Consider the following 15,619-nt stretch of genomic DNA (forward strand, 5'->3'; position numbering starts at 1 on the left):
GCGGTGGGCCGTTGCGAGCCCGGCTACCGGCCGTCAGCCGTCGGCCGCCGCGCTCGGCTCCGACGGCGGCACCACGGCCGTCGCCGCGCCGCCGGTGACCCGCAGCAGCTCCTGGTACGTCATCGGCACCACGGTGTGCGGGTGCCCGGCCGCCGCCCACAGCACCTCGTACTGCCGCAGCGCGGTGTCGACGACGGTCCGCAGCGGCGCCGGGTGCCTGGTGGGGGCGACGCCGCCGATGGCCTGGCCGGTGGCCTCGCGGACCTGGTCGGCGGAGGCCCGGGTGATCCGGCCCGCGCCCAACTCCGCCGCCAGGTGGGCGGTGTCGACCCGGTGGGCGCCGCTGGTCATCACCAGCAGGGGTTCGCCGTCGCAGGTGAACACCAGGCTGTTGGCGATCGCCCCGACCTCGCAGCCGAGGGCGGCAGCGGCCTCGGCCGCCGTGCGGGCGGAGTCGGGCAGGACGAGGATCTCACCGGTGACGCCGGCGGCCGCCAGTGCCTCGGCGACCGCGACGCTTCGTGCGGGAAGGAGTGAACTCATCGCCCCATCATGCCTTTCCGCGTCCGGAAGCCACCCCGGACGCCATTCCGGAAGCCGTTCCGGAAGCGGCGCGGGCGGCCGCGCGGGCGGCGGCGCTGAGCACCGCCCGTACGCCGGCCGTGAGCACCGAGGCGTCGCGTCCGACGCCCCAGACCACCGCGCCGTCGCCCGCCCGGGCCTCGACGTAGGCGATCGCGTCCGGGCTGCCCCCGACCTTGTGCTCGGTGAAGGAGAGCACCTCCACCCCCACCGCGTCCGCGACGGCGTCCACCGGACCGGCGCCGCGGCCCGGGCGGCCGTCCACCTCGGCCCGGCCGCCGTCGACCCGCCAGGCGCGGGCGGCACCGGCGTCCAGGTACTCGCCCCGGAACACCGCGTACAGCTCCTCGCCGGTCACCTCCCGCCCGCTGTCGTCGGCGGCCTCCTGGACGACCCGGGCGAACTCGATCTGCAGCCGCCGGGGCAGCTCCAGTCCGGCGGCGCTCTGCAGCAGGTAGGCGATGCCGCCCTTGCCGGACTGGCTGTTGACCCGGATCACCGCCTCGTAGTCGCGCCCGAGGTCGGCCGGGTCGATCGGCAGGTACGGCACCGACCAGGGCGCCTCCCGTTCGGGCAGGCCGAGTTCGGCGGCGGTCCGCGCGTGCCGGGCGAAGCCCTTCTTGATGGCGTCCTGGTGGGTGCCGGAGAAGGCGGTGTGCACCAGGTCCCCCGCGTAGGGGTGGCGTTCGTGCACGGGCAGCCGGTTGCAGTGTTCGACGGTGCGGCGGATCGTGTCGATGTCGGACAGGTCGAGCATCGGGTCGACGCCCTGGGTGTGCAGGTTGAGCGCCAGGGTGACCAGGTCGACGTTGCCGGTGCGCTCGCCGTTGCCGAACAGGCAGCCCTCGACCCGCTGGGCGCCGGCCAGCACGGCCAGTTCGGCGCAGGCGACGCCGGTGCCCCGGTCGTTGTGGGGGTGGACGGAGAGGATCACGCTGTCGCGCCGGACCAGGTGGCGGTCGAGGTACTCGATCTGGTCGGCGTAGACGTTGGGGGTGGCGATCTCGACGGTGGCCGGCAGGTTGTGGACCACCGGCCGGTCGGGACTCGCGTCCCACAGCTCGGTCAGGCCGTTGCAGACCTCCAGCACGTAGTCCGGTTCGGTCAGGTTGAACACCTCGGGCGAGAACTGGAACCGCAGGCCGTCCCGGTCGCCCCCGAGCCGGGCCATCCGTTCGGCGGCGGCGGTGATCAGCGCCCGCAGCTCGGCCCGGTCCTTGCCGAGGACGACGTCCCGCCACAGCGGGGCGGTGGCGGTGTAGAGGTGGACGAGGACGCGCGGCAGGCCCTCGACGGCCTCGAAGGTGCGGTCGATCAGGTCGGCCCGGGCGGCGGTGAAGACGACCACGGTGACGTCCTCCGGCACCGCCCCGGGCGTCTCGGCGAGCCGGCGCACGAACGCGAAGTCGGTGCGGCTGGCGGAGGGGTAGCCGACCTCGATCTCCTTGAAGCCCATGGCCAGGAAGAGGTCGAACATCCGCTGCTTGCGCGCCGGGTCCATCGGCTCGGCGAGCGCCTGGTTGCCGTCGCGCAGGTCGACGGGCACCCAGAGCGGGGCCCGCTCGGTCCGGCGGCCGGGCCAGCGGCGCAGCAGGGCGGGCACCTGGACCCGCTCGTGGGCGGGGCGGTAGCGGTGGGAGGGCATGGCGCCGCCGCGCTGGGGGTTCCAGGCGGGGGCGTCGGCCGGGGTGGGGCCGGCGGGGGCGTGCAGGGTCGGGAATCGCATCGGGCGTCCTCGGGGGTCCTCGACTCGGTTACCGGAACCGGGCGGCGGGATCGGATCATCGGGATCGGGATCGGGATCGGGATCGCGACCGGATGCTCGGGATCGGATCGGGATCGGATTCCCGCGCTCTGGTTCCGGGGACCGGCAGGACGGCGCCCCGCAGCGGGGTGCCGGTCAGGTCACGCCCCGCTGCGGCCACCAAGAAGGAGAGCGCTCCACGGCTGCATGCCGGGTAGGGTAACCATGACCGAAGTCCTCAGACAACCTGACAGGTGACGACGATGCCCCCGCTCCGCCCCTCCCACCTCGCCGCCCAGGCCGCCGAACTGATCGAGCGGCGGATCCGGTCGGGCGAGTGGCCGGTCGGCGGCCGGCTGCCCGGCGAGGTCGCGCTCGCCAAGGAGCTGGGCGTCGGCCGCTCCACCGTCCGGGAGGCGCTGCGCACCCTCGCCGCGGCCGGAATGGTGCACGCCCGCCAGGGCGCCGGGGTGTTCGTGACGTCCGACCGCCCGACCGCCGGGGACTGGGCCACCCGGCTGCGGGCCGCCGAGCTGGCGCACGTCTACGAGGTGCGGACGATGGTCGAGGTGCAGGCCGCCCGGCTGGCCGCCGAGCGCCGCACGGAGACCGACCTGGCCGCCGTGGACGCCGCACTGGCCGCACGCCTGGCGGCCGGCGGCGCGGACGACGCGGTCTTCGTGGACGCCGACATCGCGCTGCACACGGCGATCGTGGCCGCCGCCCACAACCCCGTCCTGGACGACCTCTTCGCCCAGTTCGCGCCGGTGCTGCGGGAGCACCTGGTGGCCCTGGTCGGACTGTTCGGCCTGCGCGAGGGGGATCCGAACCAGGGGTACGACTCGCACGCGGAGCTGGTGCGGGCGCTGCACGAGGGCGATCCGGCGGCGGCGGGGCGGGTGCTGGCGGCGGAGCTGGAGTCGACGCGCTCGCGGCTGCTCAGCCCGCACTGAACCCAGCGGCGGGCGGCCCCGTTGAACCCACCGGCGGATGCTCCCCTCGAAGTCACCGGCGGGGGGCCCTCGCTGAACCCACCGGCGGGCGCGGGCCGTCTTCCGGAGGGGGCGTCACACAGTTTTCACACCGCGGCCACCCAACGGCCCGAGGTGGGGGCGACACTGTGTCAGGCAGGAGCAAACCCGGCTGCTTCGGACACAAACGGTCAACGCGGGGGTGACATTGTGTCCGGCTGGTGCACAAGCACCACGCAGGTGGCACACGGGCTTTCACTCCAATCACACGATATGGCTAGTATCGCTTCGTCAAAAGCCCGTGCCCGGACGGCCCGCCCCTCACCGGCCGGCCGCCAGTCCCAAGGAGTCTGCTCTGCGCGCGCGTGCGAATCGGCGGCCCCCGACGCCGAAGACCCCCCGCAGGCGTCCACGCCTGTCCCTGCGGACGGCGCTGCTCGTCCTGGCCGTCGTCCCCAGCCTGGCCCTGGTCGCCCTCTGGGCGGTGACCAGCGGTGAGACCGTCTTCGACTTCCAGCGCCAGGCCGCCCAGGGCATGCTCGCCCAGAAGGCCGGCCAGCCGTCCAACATCGTCTACTACAACCTCCAGGAGGAGCGCCGGCTCAGCGCCGAGGCGCTCGCCCGGCCCGGCAGCAACGCCGACCAGCTGCGCCACCAGCGGCAGCTGACCGACGACGCGGTGCGCCAGTTCCAGGCGCTGTCCGGCGAGACCGCCGACAACGCCCCCGACGACGTCCGCACCGCCGTCGCCGAAGCCCGGCAGGCCATGGGCAAACTGGCCGAGGAACGGGCCGCCGTCGACAAGGGCGCCCTCGACCAGCAGGCCGTCTTCACGTACTACACCGACCTCATCGCCGTCGACCTGCGGCTGTTCACCGCGCTCAGCCACGTCGACGCGGGCGAGGTCACCTGGGTGTCCAAGACCCTGGTCAACTCCTTCTGGGCCAAGGAGATGCTGGCCCGCGAGGACGCCGTCCTGGCCCGCGGCTGGCCCACCGGCCGGCTCAGCACCGCCGACTACCAGCAGGTCCAGCAGCTGATCGGCGCCCAGGACCACCTGTTCACCGTCCAGGTCGTCCCGTACGTCCCGGACGGCGAGGCCGCCGCCTGGCACGACCTGATGAACAGCCCCGCCTGGCAGGCCAAGACCGCCGTCGAGCAGCAGCTCACCCGGCCCACCGCCGCCGAGTCCAACGGCACCGTCAAACTGCCCGCCGCCCAGGACCAGTGGCGCCAGGCCGTCGACCAGCTCAACCCCCAGCTGGTCAAGGCCATCGAGGCCCGCACCGGCGCCATCGTCGAGGTCGGCAAGGGCACCATCCTCGGCCTGCTCACCCGCGTCGTGCTGACCGCCGTGGTCGGCCTGATCACCGTCATCGCGGTGGTCATCGCCTCCTGGCGGCTCAGCCGCTCGCTGCGCCGCCGCATCAAGGAACTCCACACCCAGGCCGAGGAGATGGAGCGCACCCTGCCCGAGGTGGTCGACCGCCTCGGCCGCGGCGAACAGGTCGACACCGAGGCCGCGAGCCGCGCCGTCACCACCGGCGAGCACGGCAACGGCACCGACGAACTCGCCCGCCTCGGCCAGGCCCTCAACCTGGCCCGCTCCGCCGCCCTGGAGGCCGCCGTCCGGCAGGCCGACCAGCACCGCGGCTTCGAACGGCTGCTCCAGCGCATCGCCCGCCGCACCCAGCTGCTGATCGGGCGCCAGCTGCGCAAGCTCGACGAACTGGAGCGCAAGCACGAGGACCCGGAGGTCCTGGAGGGCCTGTTCGACCTCGACCACCTCACCGCCCGCCTGCGCCGCTACGAGGAGAACCTCGTCATCATGGCCGGCGGCCAGCCCCAGCGGCGCTGGCGCAAGCCCGTCCCGCTGCTGGACGTGCTGCGCTCCGCCCAGGGCGAGGTGCAGGACTACCGGCGGATCATGATCGACGTCGAGGGCCACCCCTGGCTCTCCGAACGGGCCGTCGGGCCGGTCGCCCACGTGCTCGCCGAGCTGATGGAGAACGCCACCACCTTCTCCAAGCCGCCCACCCCGGTCGAGGTCCGGGCCGCCATGGTCGGCCGCGGCCTCGCGGTCGAGATCGAGGACCGCGGCCTCGGCATGGACCCGGAACAGTACGACGCGGCCAACGAGCTGATGAGCCGCCCGCCGCGCACCGACGTGCTCGCCCGGGCCGACGACATCCGGCTCGGCTTCCACGTCGTCGCCCGGCTCGCCTCGCTCACCGGACTCAGGATCGAGTTCCGGCCGTCCGCCTTCGGCGGCACCAGGGTGGTCGTGCTCGTCCCCGACGAGCTGGTCATCGACGGCGACGCCGGACTCCCGGACGCCGCCCCCGTCGAACCCATCCCGCTGGTCCGGCGCTCCCGCCGGGCGGTGCGCTCCGCCTCCGACGAGGCGGCCCAGCCGGCCGTCGCGGTCGGGCCGCCGGTCGCACCGGTGGACTCCTTCGAGCAGCTGCCGGTGGGGGCCGGCGGGGTCGGCCTCGGGGCCGGCGTCGGCGCACCGGTCGCGACCGCCGCTCCGGCGCAGTGCGTCGCCCCGGCCTTCCAGGAGCCGGGGCCGCTGGAAACCCCGCTCCCGGAACCACCGTTCTCGGAAGCGCCGTTCCCGGAACCACCGTTCTCGGAGGCCCCGTTCCCGGAGGCCCCGTTCCCGGCGCAGCCCCGTCAGCAGGCGTCGCCGCAGCCGTACGGGCAGCCGCAGCCGTTCGAGCAGGCGCCGTCGTACGAGCAGCCGATCCAGCACAGCTCCCCCGTCGACCCGGCCCCGGCCTACGCCGCCGCACCGGCCGGGGCGCAGCCCGCCACCGGCACCGCCACCCCCGCGCCGGAGGCCCCCGCCTACCCGGACATCGCCTACGCCCGGGTCACCGAGGCCGAGGCCCCGTACGCCGACGAGCAGTACCGCCCGGCCGACCACTACCGGCTGGCCGAGCGGCGCCGGCACCGCGAGTACCCCTCCGCCGTGCCGGTGAGCCAGGTCGAGGGCGGCCAGCCGCCGCTGCCCCAGCGCGTCCGCCAGGCCAGCCTGGCCGCCGAGCTGCGGGTGCCCCCGCCGACCCGGCAGGAGTGGGTCGACCCGGCGGCCGGGCAGCCCAGCGTCGGGCAGCCCGCCGCCCCGCCCGAGCACCCCCAGGGCGCCGAGCGTCCCGAGCACCCCGAGCGCGCCGAACGGCCCGTCCGCCGTTCCGGCGCCACCATCGGCGCCTTCCAGCGGCAGTCCCGCGCCGCCCGCTCCCAGGACAGCGGCGAACACCCGTTGCCCGCCCGCCCCACCCCGCCGGCTCCCCCCGCTCCGCCCGCCGGTCCCCCCGCCCCCGCGTCGGCGCCCTCCCCCTGGGCCCTGCCGGCCGCGGACCCCCGAACCACACGAACGGATGACCAGTGATGAACCGCACGATCGCCACCCACCAGGACCTGGACTGGCTGCTGGACGGACTCGTCGACTCGGTGCCCGGGACCCGCAACGCCGTCCTGCTCTCCGACGACGGCCTCGTGGTCAGCCACTCCCGCACCATCGAGCGCGCCGACGCCGAGCGCCTCGCCGCCGTGGCCACCGGCCAGCAGTCGCTCGCCCGGGGCGTCGGCCAGCTCTTCGACGGCGGGCCGGTGCACCAGGTGATCGTCGAGCTCGCCGAGTGCTGGCTGTTCGTCATCGCCGCCGCCCAGGGCACCCACCTGGCCGTGGTCGCCTCCCAGGAGGTCGACGCCGAGGTGATGTCCGTCGCCATGCACACCCTGGTGCAGCAGGTCGGCCAGAAGCTCACCACCCCGGCCCGCGCCGAGGGCGCCCCCGCGTCCTTCGACGTCTTCGCCTCCCGGACCCGGGGCTGACCGGGGTGGGGCCGCACACCGGCGAGGAGGACCCGCGGGCCCGCGGCCGGACGCCGCACTGGAGTGAGCTGGAGGAACCGTACGCCGAGGACGAGACCGGCGTCATGGTCCGCCCGTACACCATCACCCGCGGCCGGACCGCGCCCGAGCGCGACGACCTCACCCTGATCACCGTGCTCACCACGGCCGAGGAGGAGGCCGACGCGGCCCTGGCGCGGGGCAGCCGCACCGGCGCCCGCGGCCTCCAGCCCGAACACCGGCTGATCCTCGACCGCTGCCGCCGCCCGGCCGCCGTCGCCGAGGTCGCGGCCGGCCTGGACCTCCCGGTCTCGGTCACCAAGATCCTGCTGGGCGACCTCGTCGCCCAGGGCCTGCTGAAGGCCCGGGCACCCCTCTCGGTCGCCCGCGCCGCCGGGGGCGTGGACCTCGGCCTGCTCACGGCCGTACGCGAAGGACTCCGGAGACTCTGAACCATGGCAACACCCCACTCCCCCGCACCCGTTGCCGCCTCCGCGGCCCCCGCCGCCCCCGCCGCGGCCCCCGCCGCGGTCAAGATCCTGATCGCGGGTGGCTTCGGCGTCGGCAAGACCACCCTGGTCGGCTCGGTCAGCGAGGTCACCCCGCTGCGCACCGAGGAGTACCTGACCACGGCCAGCGTCGGCGTCGACGACCTGGACGGCGTCGACCAGAAGGACACCACCACCGTCGCCCTCGACTTCGGCCGGATCACCGTCAGCCCCGAGCTGGTGGTCTACCTGTTCGGCACGCCCGGCCAGGAGCGCTTCTGGTTCATGTGGAACGACCTGGTCAACGGCGCCCTCGGCGGCATCGTCATCGCCGACACCCGGCGGCTCGACACCAGCTTCGCCTCGATCGACTTCTTCGAGAGCCGCGGCATCCCGTTCGTGGTCGCCATCAACTGCTTCCACAGCCACAACACCCGTACCCCGGAGGAGATCCGGGCCGCGCTCGACCTCGACCCGCAGGTCCCGATGCTGATCGGCGACGTGCGCGAGCGCGGCTTCGGCCGCGACCTGCTGCTCGCCCTGGTCGACCACCTGATGGACCTCGCCGCCACCCCCGTCGGCTGAGCCCGTTCGAGCCCCCGCTCGAGCCCCGTACTCTGGAGCACCCTTCCATGACCACACCCCTGCGCGTCCTCGTCCACGGCGGCGGCATCGGCGGCCTCACCCTCGCCACCGCCCTCGCCCGGCGCGGTCACCACGTCGACGTCGCCGAACTGCGCGACGAGCTGGAGGCCCTGGGCGTCGGCATCATCCAGCCGTCCAACGCCCTGCACGTGATGCGCGAGATCGGCGTGCTGGACGAGTGCCTCGCCGTCGGCTTCGAGTGGGAGGTGCTGACCATCTGCGACCCGGCCGGCACCACCCTCGCGCAGATCCCCCAGCCCCGGATGGGCGACGCCCCCTCCAACAACGGCATACCGCGCCCCGCCCTGGCCCGGGTGCTGGCCGCCGCCGCCACCTCGGCCGGCGCCGAGGTCCGCTTCGGGACCACCATCGCGTCGGTGGCGGACGACGGCACCGGGGTCGACGTCACCCTCACCGACGGCCACGGCGGCCGCTACGACCTGGTCGTCGGCTTCGACGGCATCGGCTCGCCGCTGCGCCGGCACCTGTACGGCGACGCGTACGCCCCCGAGTACACCGGCTTCGCCAACTGGCGCGTCACACTGCCGCGTTCGCCCGAGGTCAAGGGCGTGGTGATGTCCGCCGGCAACCTGAAGGCCAAGGCGCTGCTCACCCCGATCAGCGAGGAACTCATGTACCTGGGCTCGGTGTTCGCCGAGGCCGAGGACTTCCGCCCGGACCCGGACCGCGCCCACGAGCAGCTCCACGAGCGGCTGGCCGGCTTCGGCGGCCCCATCGCCGAGGCCCTCGCCCAGGTCACCGACCCGGCCGCCGTGGTCTACTCCCGGATCTCCCAGGTCACCGTCGAGGAGCCCTGGCACGTCGGCCGCGTCGTCCTCGCCGGCGACGCCGCCCACGCCTCCACCCCGCACCTCGCCCAGGGCGCCGCGATGGCCGTCGAGGACGCCCTCGTCCTCGCCGAGAGCCTCGACGCGGCGTCCGACGTCCCGGCCGCCCTCACCGCCTGGGAGGCGCGCCGCCGCCCGCGCGCCATGTGGGTGCAGTCGCTGTCCCGCGCCGTCCTCAAGCAGGAGACCGGCACGCCGACCACCCCGGAGGAGGACGAGCTGCTCAAGATCGGCATCCCGGGCGCCGCGCACGTCCTCGTCAAGCCGTACTGAGGCGGTCGCCTCGCGTCGTGACCCCGCGCCCTGCCGGAACCGTCCGGCGGGGCGCGGCCGTTCGCGCTCCTCGGCCGCTGTCCCGGGTCCTGTCCTCGGACTCGGTTCCCGGGTGCGATCCCTGGACGGGGACGGGACGTCCCGGGGATCCCAAGGCGTAGCGGGACACCGGGTCCGGGCCGGATAGTCGGGCCCCGTACGGATCCAGCACCCGAGGACGAGGAACACACGATGCGCCCCATCACCCGCAAGGCAGCGATGATCGGCTCGACCCTGGCCCTGGCCCTGTCCGGCATCGCGCTCGGCTCGGCCCCTGCCTCGGCCGCGACCACCTGCTACGCGGCCAGCTGCACCGGCCTGGACCCGGCGAGCACCGTCTGCCAGAACGACGCCACCACGCTGCTGACCGCCGACACCGGCGTCGAACTGCGCTACAGCCGCACCTGCCGCGCCGTCTGGGCCCGGATGAAGGGCGCCAGCGCGGGCCACAAGTACGTCGTCCACAACACCAACAACGAGGAGCGGACCGTCACCGCCGGCAGCTCGGGCGGGACGGTCTACACCGCGATGGTCAACGACGCCGACATCTACGCCTACGCCGCCGACTACCGGCCCGACGGCACCATGGCCTCCTCCACCCTCTGGTCCTGACCCGACCCGACCCGCGCGCCGCGGTCCCCCTGACGGGGACCGCGGCGGCGGCACGGGCCGTCGCGGGGCTCGCGCCCGCGCGGGGCGATAGCAGGCTGGTGGTCATGACCGGCTCCTACCACGTCTGCTTCACCGTGCCCGACCTCGACTCGGCCATGGCCGACCTCACCGCCGCCGGGGTGCGGTGGCGGGAACCGGCCAACGGGAGGAGCGGCGACTGGGACTACCGGATCGTCGCCGCCTGGAAACCGGACGGCACGCCGATGCCCGCGATCAGCGGGTGATCTCCTTGCGCCGCTGCCAGACCGCCCGCGAGATCCGGGCCAGCAGGCGGGCCGCCGGGTCGGTGCGGTCGGTGCCGTCGGCGAGCGGGCCGGTGTAGCAGACGGCGATCAGGTACGGCGGGCAGTCGTACGGGTGGACCAGGCCGACGCAGTGCCGGGCGCCGGGCACCCAGCCGTTCTTGAACGCGATCCGGGTGCCCGGCGGGACACCGGCCGCGAGGTCGACCCGGTAGTCGTTGCGTTCCAGCAGCGCCAGCAACTCCGGCTCGTCGGCGAGCGAGTGCAGCAGGCGGACCAGGTCACGGGCGCTCACCCGGTTGTGCACGCCCGCCGCGCGCGCCGCGTAGTCCTCGATCCCGCGCGGGCTGGAGCTGCGGGTGGCCCCCGCCCGGCGCCACACCTCGGCCACCGTCCGCTGGTCGGTGCGGGCCAGGCAGAGGTTGGTGGCCAGGTTGGAGGAGTGGGTGATCATCCGCTCGGCCAGCAGCCGCAGCGGCACGTGGGTGCCCAGCAGTTCCCAGGGCAGCGGATCACTGTCCCATTCGGGATCGTTGCCGAACTCCCCGCCGACGACGGACTCGAAGCGGTTCACCACCGGCACCTCGGCGTCGAGGTCCACCCCGCCGCGGGCCAGCGCCGCCAGGACCGCGACCTTCATCGTGCTCGCGGCGTCGTGCAGTTCGTCCGGCGCGCGCAGCAGGACCGGCTCCGCGTCGCCCGCCCAGGGGGCCACCACCACAGACAGCATGGAGGAAGAGTAGGGGATGTCCGCCCCGGAACCGGTGACCGCCGATACACGAACGTGACGCTCTCCGGCGGAACCTGACGTGATCGATGGACGGATGAGACGCTCCCCGGACGTGAACCTGACCTCCCGTTCCTACAGTGCCGTCCATGTCACCCACACATGACCGGACCAGGAACCGGACACGCACTCACCTCGCCCTGACGACCGCCGTGTTGGCCGCCGGGCTCGCCCTGGCCGCACCCGCCGCAGCCGACCCGGTGGACGGCGCGACGGCCGACCCGGCGACCGGCGCCGCCACGAGCCGGGTCGCCGTCCACCCGTCGGCGGTCACGGCCGCGCAGCAGCAGGCCGTCCTGGCGTACTGGACCCCGGAACGGATGGCCGCCCTGAACCAGCCGTCCTCCGGCAACCCGCCCAGGAGCGGCCCGGACGGCGGCCCGTGGACCGGGTCCGACACCCTGAGCAGAACAGTGGGCAGGCTCTTCTTCACCAACCACGGTGAGGACGAGAGCTGCACCGCGACCGTCGTGAACAGCGCGAACCGCAGCACCGTCGTCACGGCGGCGCACTGCGTCAACAGCACCGACCTCCTCGGTGACAACAACGAGTGGCTGTCGAACGAGATGTTCGTCCCCGGCTACCACGACGGCCTCGCCCCGTACGGCAAGTTCGTCGCCCGGGCCGGGATCGCCGACACCACCTGGCTGCTCAACGACCAGCAGAACGGCCTGCGGTTCGACGCCTACGACCAGGCGTTCCTGGTCCTGAACCGCAACGCCGAGGGCCGGCGCGTCCAGGACGCCGTCGGCGCCGCACAGCGGATCGGCTTCGACCGGCCGGGCAACGCCACGGTCCACCAGTTCGGCTATCCGCGGGAGTCTTCGGGCGATCCCGCGCGCTCGGGCCTGCCCGAGTTCACCGGGGCCAGGCTCGCCCACTGCACCGGGCAGACCCTCGAGTACCCCGGCACCAAGGACCACCCGGAGCCCCGGGGCCTGTGGGGCGCCCCCTGCGTCATGGGCGGCGGCTCCAGCGGCGGTCCCCGCATCGCCGACTTCGACCCGTCCGCCGGGATCGGCACCGTGGTGGGCGACAACACCCAGGCGGGCTTCTTCGACTCCTCGGGCCAGGTCTGCGAGCGCGGCACCCCCTCGTGCACCCGGCACCTCGTCGGCCCGCAGTTCACCTCCGCGATCACCAAACCGCTCTACCAGGCCGCCCAGGGCGCCCGGGCCGACGGCTGAGCCGTACGGGAGGACAGCGGACTGGAGTGGGAAGTCGGACCGGCCGACTTCCCACTCCGGGGCGCCCCGCGCTCAGGCGCCGTCCCGGCGGCGCCGACGGCGCTCGTGGAGCAGGACCAGCCCACCGCCGACCAGGAGCAGCCCGACACCGGCCGCGGCCGCGAACCCGACGCCGTCCCCGGCCCCGGTGGAGGCGAGTGCACCCCCAGGGGTCGCCGAGGGGCTCCCGCTCGGGGCCGGACTCCGGCTCGGGCCCGACGTGGCACTCGGACCGGACGTCGCGCTCGGGCTCGGGCTCGGGCTCGGGCCGGACGTCGTGGTCGGTGTTGCCGTCGGCCTCGCCGAGTCGCTCGGGGTCGTGGTCGGGGACGGCGAGGAGGTGGGCACCGGCGAGGACGTGGGCGAGGGCGAGGAGGTGGGCGCGGTCCAACTCACCGCCGCTCGCGTGATGGTGTGAACTTTGTTGAGGCCTGCGAGGATCACGGGCTCGCTGTCCGGACTGACGACCACCAGGCCCGCCCGGGCCGGCACCAGCCCCGCCACGCTGACGGTTCCGCTGCCCGGCTTCGCGCCCGCCGGGACCTTCACGAAGAGCGGGTCACCGTTCCCGGCCGGGCGGATCAACGCGCCGTCGCCGTCCGAGAGGACGTTGCCCGCCCGGTCGGTGAGCACGACACCGGCCGCGACCGCTGCCGGGTCGAGGAGCCCGGCAGCCTGATCGCCGGTGGTGGTGACCGTGATCGGCCCGAGCAGCGACCCGGCGCTCCCGGTCACCGTGCCGGGAACGAGGGCCAGCGGAGCGGCCGGTTCCTCGACATCGACGGCGTGCGAGACGAGGTAGTCGACGAGCCTGTCGGGCACGGGGCTGTTCACGACCCCCTTGACGTTGTTGGTGAGGCGCCAGATGGCGGCCTGGGTCGCCACGGCTGCCTGCGACGCCGTGAGCTCGCCCTGCACGAGTTTCCCGAGCTCACCGGCGGTGACCGACGGGTACCCGTGCTGCATGATCCAACTGACCTTCCCGGCCCGGCCCTTCAACGTCGGCACGTCGGACGTCCGGCCCACCTCGTACGGCGAACCGAGTTTCATCGTGCCCCGGGCGTCGAGGGAGTAGCCGAACACGGCGGTCGGAGGATCCAAGGTCCTCAGCTCCATCAGGCCTCCTTCGGCCCCGTCCCCCTCGCTGTCGCCGAAGGACACGAACTCACCACGGCCGACGAGCCTGCTGGCCGACACGTGCGCGGGGTGAACAGCGGGCCCGTCCGCACCGGCGGCCTCCGTCGGTGCGAGCCCCCCGACCGCCAGCACTCCGGTCGCGAGCACGGCGGCCGCCGCACGAACTGCGTGCTTCCACTTCACTGCTGGTTCTTCTCCTGTGTGAGTTCCGGGGCCCGCTCTATGCACCCATAGGCCCGGCCTATGGCCCGGCGGCCCACCCGACCGGCATCCGCAACCACGGCGAGCGGTCCTGGGCCTGCCCCTGCGGACACGAACGAACCTAGCGGCGCCCGGCCCGGCCGACGCCCGGTTCCGACCGGCACTGCCTGCACCACTCGGCTGCAACTTCCTGCGACCCCCGGGACGTTGGTCCCGGCCGATCGGGGCGGAGGTCCCTGGGGAGCCCCCGGCGACTGTTGGACGCTCTCTCCTGCGGCGCCCCGACCCGGGCCGCCGTCTCCGCTCCGACGATCTCCGAGGGCACCCGCGTGGAAGGCAACGCACTGGCAGTACTGGGCGTCAGCGCCCGGGAGGAGTCGGTCTACCGGCTACTCCTGCGCTCCCCCGGCATCGGAATCGCCGCGATCGCCCTCGCCTGCGGACTCGACCACGACGCCGCCCGGGCCGCCGTGACCGGGCTCCGCGAGCTCGGCCTGGCGACCGCCCTGAACGGCCGGCCCGCCTTCGACGGCGTCGACCCGCAGGCCGCCGTCGAACGGCTGGCTCGGCGCCGGCTCGACGGGCTCCAGGACGAGATCCGGCGGGTCGTCTCCGCTCGCCACCTGGTGGACGGCCTGCTGGAGGACCAGCGGGCGGGGAGGCAGCGGGCGGGGCGGCAGGGGGCGAGCGGCGAGCTCCGGTACGTCGAGGGCATCGACCAAGTGATCGCCTGCGTCGACGAGTTGTCGTTCTTCGCCCGCGAGGAACGGCTCACCACCCACCCGGGGCCGATCATCTCCGCCGCCCTCGACGCCGTCCGGGCCTCCGACCTCAAGTACCTGCGGCGCGGCCTGCGGATGCGGACCATCCTGCACGCCAGCGCCCTCGACAGCCACCGGATCAGCCGCTTCGCGACCGAACTGGCCGAACAGGGCGCCGAGGTCCGCGGCACCGCCGCACCGCTGGAACGGATGGTGGTCTTCGACCGCCGCACCGCCCTGGTGGCCACCGACCCGCAGGACATCACCCGGGGCGCCCTGGTCATCCGCCAACCGGGCCTGCTGTCGCACCTGTTGGCCCTGTTCGAGCGCCGCTGGTCGCAGTCCTGCGGCATCGGGGAGCGGCTGCCGAGCGGGGTCGAGCGGGAGGTGCTGCGGGCCATGGCCCGGGTCGACAAGGACGAGGCCGGCGCCCGCGCCCTGGACATGTCGCTGCGGACCTACCGCGGCCACGTCGCCGCACTGATGCGCCGCCTGGACGCCCCGAACCGCTTCCAGGCCGCGCTGGCCGCCCGGAACCGGAACTGGCTCTGACCGTACGTACGGCTACTCGGCGCACAGTCGCCGGGCAGCGGACCGCAGCACGCCCGACCATGGCCGCGGAGCCGGTCGGACCCGGCCTCGGCTCCCCGGACCCCCGGACCGGACCCCGGACCCCGACAGGAGACCTGCGATGACCCGTCCCACCCCTCGTGCCCGCACGGCAGCCCTGGTGTGCGTTCCCCTGCTCGCCCTCGGCACCCTGCTGGCGGCCGCCGCCCCGGGATGGGCGGCGGCCGCGCCGTCCGCCCGGAGCCAGCGCGCCCTGGTCAACCTCGGCACCGTGAAGTGGTTCAACACCGAGAAGGGGTACGGCTTCATCACGCCGGACGTCCCCGGCCCGGACGTCTTCGTCCACTACTCGTCCGTTGTCGGCAGCGGCTTCCTGGGCCTGAGAGAGGGCGAGCGGGTCGAGTACCAGGTGGTACAGGGCCCCAAGGGTCCGCAGGCCGTCGACGTCATCCCGTTCGGCTGAGGATCACCGGAGTGGGGGGGGGGGGGGGGGGGGCCTGAAAAAAAAACCCCCCCGCCGCCCGGGCAGCAGCACCGGACCCCCGGGAGGGGCAGGCGCACGGCGAGGCGGG

Annotated in this window: 15 protein-coding genes; 11 read left to right on the plus strand and 4 right to left on the minus strand. The window is 74.3% G+C overall.

Annotation, left to right across the window (positions count from 1 at the left end; genetic code table 11):
- Positions 1-33: 33 nt before the first annotated feature.
- Together ACFC1T_RS34115 and ACFC1T_RS34120 are read right to left on the minus strand one after the other, a co-directional pair.
- Positions 34-543, minus strand: a complete 510-nt coding sequence (locus ACFC1T_RS34115) for a YbaK/EbsC family protein (RefSeq protein WP_375895413.1) — start codon at positions 541-543, stop codon at positions 34-36.
- A 7-nt stretch (positions 544-550) separates the two neighbouring features.
- On the minus strand, positions 551-2,308 hold the full coding sequence (locus ACFC1T_RS34120; RefSeq protein WP_375895415.1) for a 2-isopropylmalate synthase: 1,758 nt from the start codon (positions 2,306-2,308) through the stop codon (positions 551-553).
- Positions 2,309-2,589: 281 nt separating this feature from the next.
- Here ACFC1T_RS34120 and ACFC1T_RS34125 point away from each other — a divergent pair, with 281 nt between their 5' ends.
- The 8 genes from ACFC1T_RS34125 (at position 2,590) to ACFC1T_RS34160 (ending at position 10,347) form a co-directional block, all read left to right on the plus strand.
- Positions 2,590-3,279 carry a FadR/GntR family transcriptional regulator gene (locus tag ACFC1T_RS34125; RefSeq protein ID WP_375895479.1) on the plus strand — a complete coding sequence of 230 codons (690 nt, stop codon included), beginning with the start codon at positions 2,590-2,592 and terminating at the stop codon, positions 3,277-3,279.
- Between the two features lie 502 nt (positions 3,280-3,781).
- Complete coding sequence (locus tag ACFC1T_RS34130; protein WP_375895418.1) at positions 3,782-6,694, plus strand: nitrate- and nitrite sensing domain-containing protein; 2,913 nt, start codon at positions 3,782-3,784, stop codon at positions 6,692-6,694.
- Positions 6,694-7,140, plus strand: a complete 447-nt coding sequence (locus tag ACFC1T_RS34135) for a roadblock/LC7 domain-containing protein (RefSeq protein ID WP_375895420.1) — start codon at positions 6,694-6,696, stop codon at positions 7,138-7,140. Before ACFC1T_RS34130 ends, ACFC1T_RS34135 begins: the two co-directional genes overlap by 1 nt.
- A 104-nt stretch (positions 7,141-7,244) precedes the next feature.
- Positions 7,245-7,610 (plus strand): DUF742 domain-containing protein, encoded by a 366-nt coding sequence (locus ACFC1T_RS34140; RefSeq protein WP_375895482.1) that lies wholly within the window; start codon positions 7,245-7,247, stop codon positions 7,608-7,610.
- 3 nt (positions 7,611-7,613) lie between these two features.
- Positions 7,614-8,231, plus strand: a complete 618-nt coding sequence (locus ACFC1T_RS34145) for an ATP/GTP-binding protein (protein ID WP_375895423.1) — start codon at positions 7,614-7,616, stop codon at positions 8,229-8,231.
- A 47-nt stretch (positions 8,232-8,278) separates the two neighbouring features.
- Entirely contained in the window at positions 8,279-9,412 is a 1,134-nt protein-coding gene (locus ACFC1T_RS34150; protein WP_375895425.1) for an FAD-dependent monooxygenase, read from the plus strand.
- 231 nt (positions 9,413-9,643) lie between these two features.
- Positions 9,644-10,063, plus strand: coding sequence for a DUF2690 domain-containing protein (locus ACFC1T_RS34155; protein ID WP_375895427.1), 420 nt, complete (start codon positions 9,644-9,646; stop codon positions 10,061-10,063).
- Between the two features lie 104 nt (positions 10,064-10,167).
- The gene (locus tag ACFC1T_RS34160; protein ID WP_375895429.1) at positions 10,168-10,347 is read left to right on the plus strand and encodes a hypothetical protein; all 180 of its coding nucleotides are present in this window, start codon (positions 10,168-10,170) and stop codon (positions 10,345-10,347) included.
- Here ACFC1T_RS34160 and ACFC1T_RS34165 read toward each other — a convergent pair.
- Entirely contained in the window at positions 10,337-11,095 is a 759-nt protein-coding gene (locus ACFC1T_RS34165) for a serine hydrolase (RefSeq protein ID WP_375895432.1), read from the minus strand. The genes ACFC1T_RS34160 and ACFC1T_RS34165 overlap by 11 nt on opposite strands.
- A 146-nt stretch (positions 11,096-11,241) precedes the next feature.
- Here ACFC1T_RS34165 and ACFC1T_RS34170 point away from each other — a divergent pair, with 146 nt between their 5' ends.
- Positions 11,242-12,339, plus strand: a complete 1,098-nt coding sequence (locus ACFC1T_RS34170) for a trypsin-like serine peptidase (protein WP_375895435.1) — start codon at positions 11,242-11,244, stop codon at positions 12,337-12,339.
- A gap of 72 nt (positions 12,340-12,411) precedes the next feature.
- On the opposite strand, the gene ACFC1T_RS34175 is transcribed toward ACFC1T_RS34170, so the two are convergent.
- Positions 12,412-13,494: a TQXA domain-containing protein gene (locus ACFC1T_RS34175; RefSeq protein ID WP_375895437.1), complete on the minus strand. Its 1,083-nt coding sequence runs from the start codon at positions 13,492-13,494 to the stop codon at positions 12,412-12,414.
- A 479-nt stretch (positions 13,495-13,973) separates the two neighbouring features.
- Here ACFC1T_RS34175 and ACFC1T_RS34180 point away from each other — a divergent pair, with 479 nt between their 5' ends.
- Together ACFC1T_RS34180 and ACFC1T_RS34185 are read left to right on the plus strand one after the other, a co-directional pair.
- Entirely contained in the window at positions 13,974-15,029 is a 1,056-nt protein-coding gene (locus tag ACFC1T_RS34180; RefSeq protein WP_375895439.1) for a helix-turn-helix transcriptional regulator, read from the plus strand.
- 271 nt (positions 15,030-15,300) lie between these two features.
- Positions 15,301-15,510 carry a cold-shock protein gene (locus tag ACFC1T_RS34185; protein WP_375895484.1) on the plus strand — a complete coding sequence of 70 codons (210 nt, stop codon included), beginning with the start codon at positions 15,301-15,303 and terminating at the stop codon, positions 15,508-15,510.
- Positions 15,511-15,619 lie beyond the last annotated feature (109 nt).

The sequence above is a fragment of the Kitasatospora sp. NPDC056076 genome (assembly GCF_042266305.1).
GTDB lineage: Bacteria > Actinomycetota > Actinomycetes > Streptomycetales > Streptomycetaceae > Kitasatospora.

What these genes read in the sequence shown, in the direction of transcription:
- ACFC1T_RS34170 (WP_375895435.1), top strand. Translation starts at nt 11,242, where the DNA reads ATGTCACCCACACATGACCGGACCAGGAACCGGACACGCACTCACCTC.
- ACFC1T_RS34140 (WP_375895482.1), top strand. Translation starts at nt 7,245, where the DNA reads ATGGTCCGCCCGTACACCATCACCCGCGGCCGGACCGCGCCCGAGCGC.
- ACFC1T_RS34155 (WP_375895427.1), top strand. Translation starts at nt 9,644, where the DNA reads ATGCGCCCCATCACCCGCAAGGCAGCGATGATCGGCTCGACCCTGGCC.
- ACFC1T_RS34115 (WP_375895413.1), bottom strand. Translation starts at nt 543, where the DNA reads ATGAGTTCACTCCTTCCCGCACGAAGCGTCGCGGTCGCCGAGGCACTG.
- ACFC1T_RS34120 (WP_375895415.1), bottom strand. Translation starts at nt 2,308, where the DNA reads ATGCGATTCCCGACCCTGCACGCCCCCGCCGGCCCCACCCCGGCCGAC.
- ACFC1T_RS34175 (WP_375895437.1), bottom strand. Translation starts at nt 13,494, where the DNA reads ATGGAGCTGAGGACCTTGGATCCTCCGACCGCCGTGTTCGGCTACTCC.
- ACFC1T_RS34165 (WP_375895432.1), bottom strand. Translation starts at nt 11,095, where the DNA reads ATGCTGTCTGTGGTGGTGGCCCCCTGGGCGGGCGACGCGGAGCCGGTC.
- ACFC1T_RS34150 (WP_375895425.1), top strand. Translation starts at nt 8,279, where the DNA reads ATGACCACACCCCTGCGCGTCCTCGTCCACGGCGGCGGCATCGGCGGC.
- ACFC1T_RS34125 (WP_375895479.1), top strand. Translation starts at nt 2,590, where the DNA reads ATGCCCCCGCTCCGCCCCTCCCACCTCGCCGCCCAGGCCGCCGAACTG.
- ACFC1T_RS34135 (WP_375895420.1), top strand. Translation starts at nt 6,694, where the DNA reads ATGAACCGCACGATCGCCACCCACCAGGACCTGGACTGGCTGCTGGAC.
- ACFC1T_RS34145 (WP_375895423.1), top strand. Translation starts at nt 7,614, where the DNA reads ATGGCAACACCCCACTCCCCCGCACCCGTTGCCGCCTCCGCGGCCCCC.
- ACFC1T_RS34160 (WP_375895429.1), top strand. Translation starts at nt 10,168, where the DNA reads ATGACCGGCTCCTACCACGTCTGCTTCACCGTGCCCGACCTCGACTCG.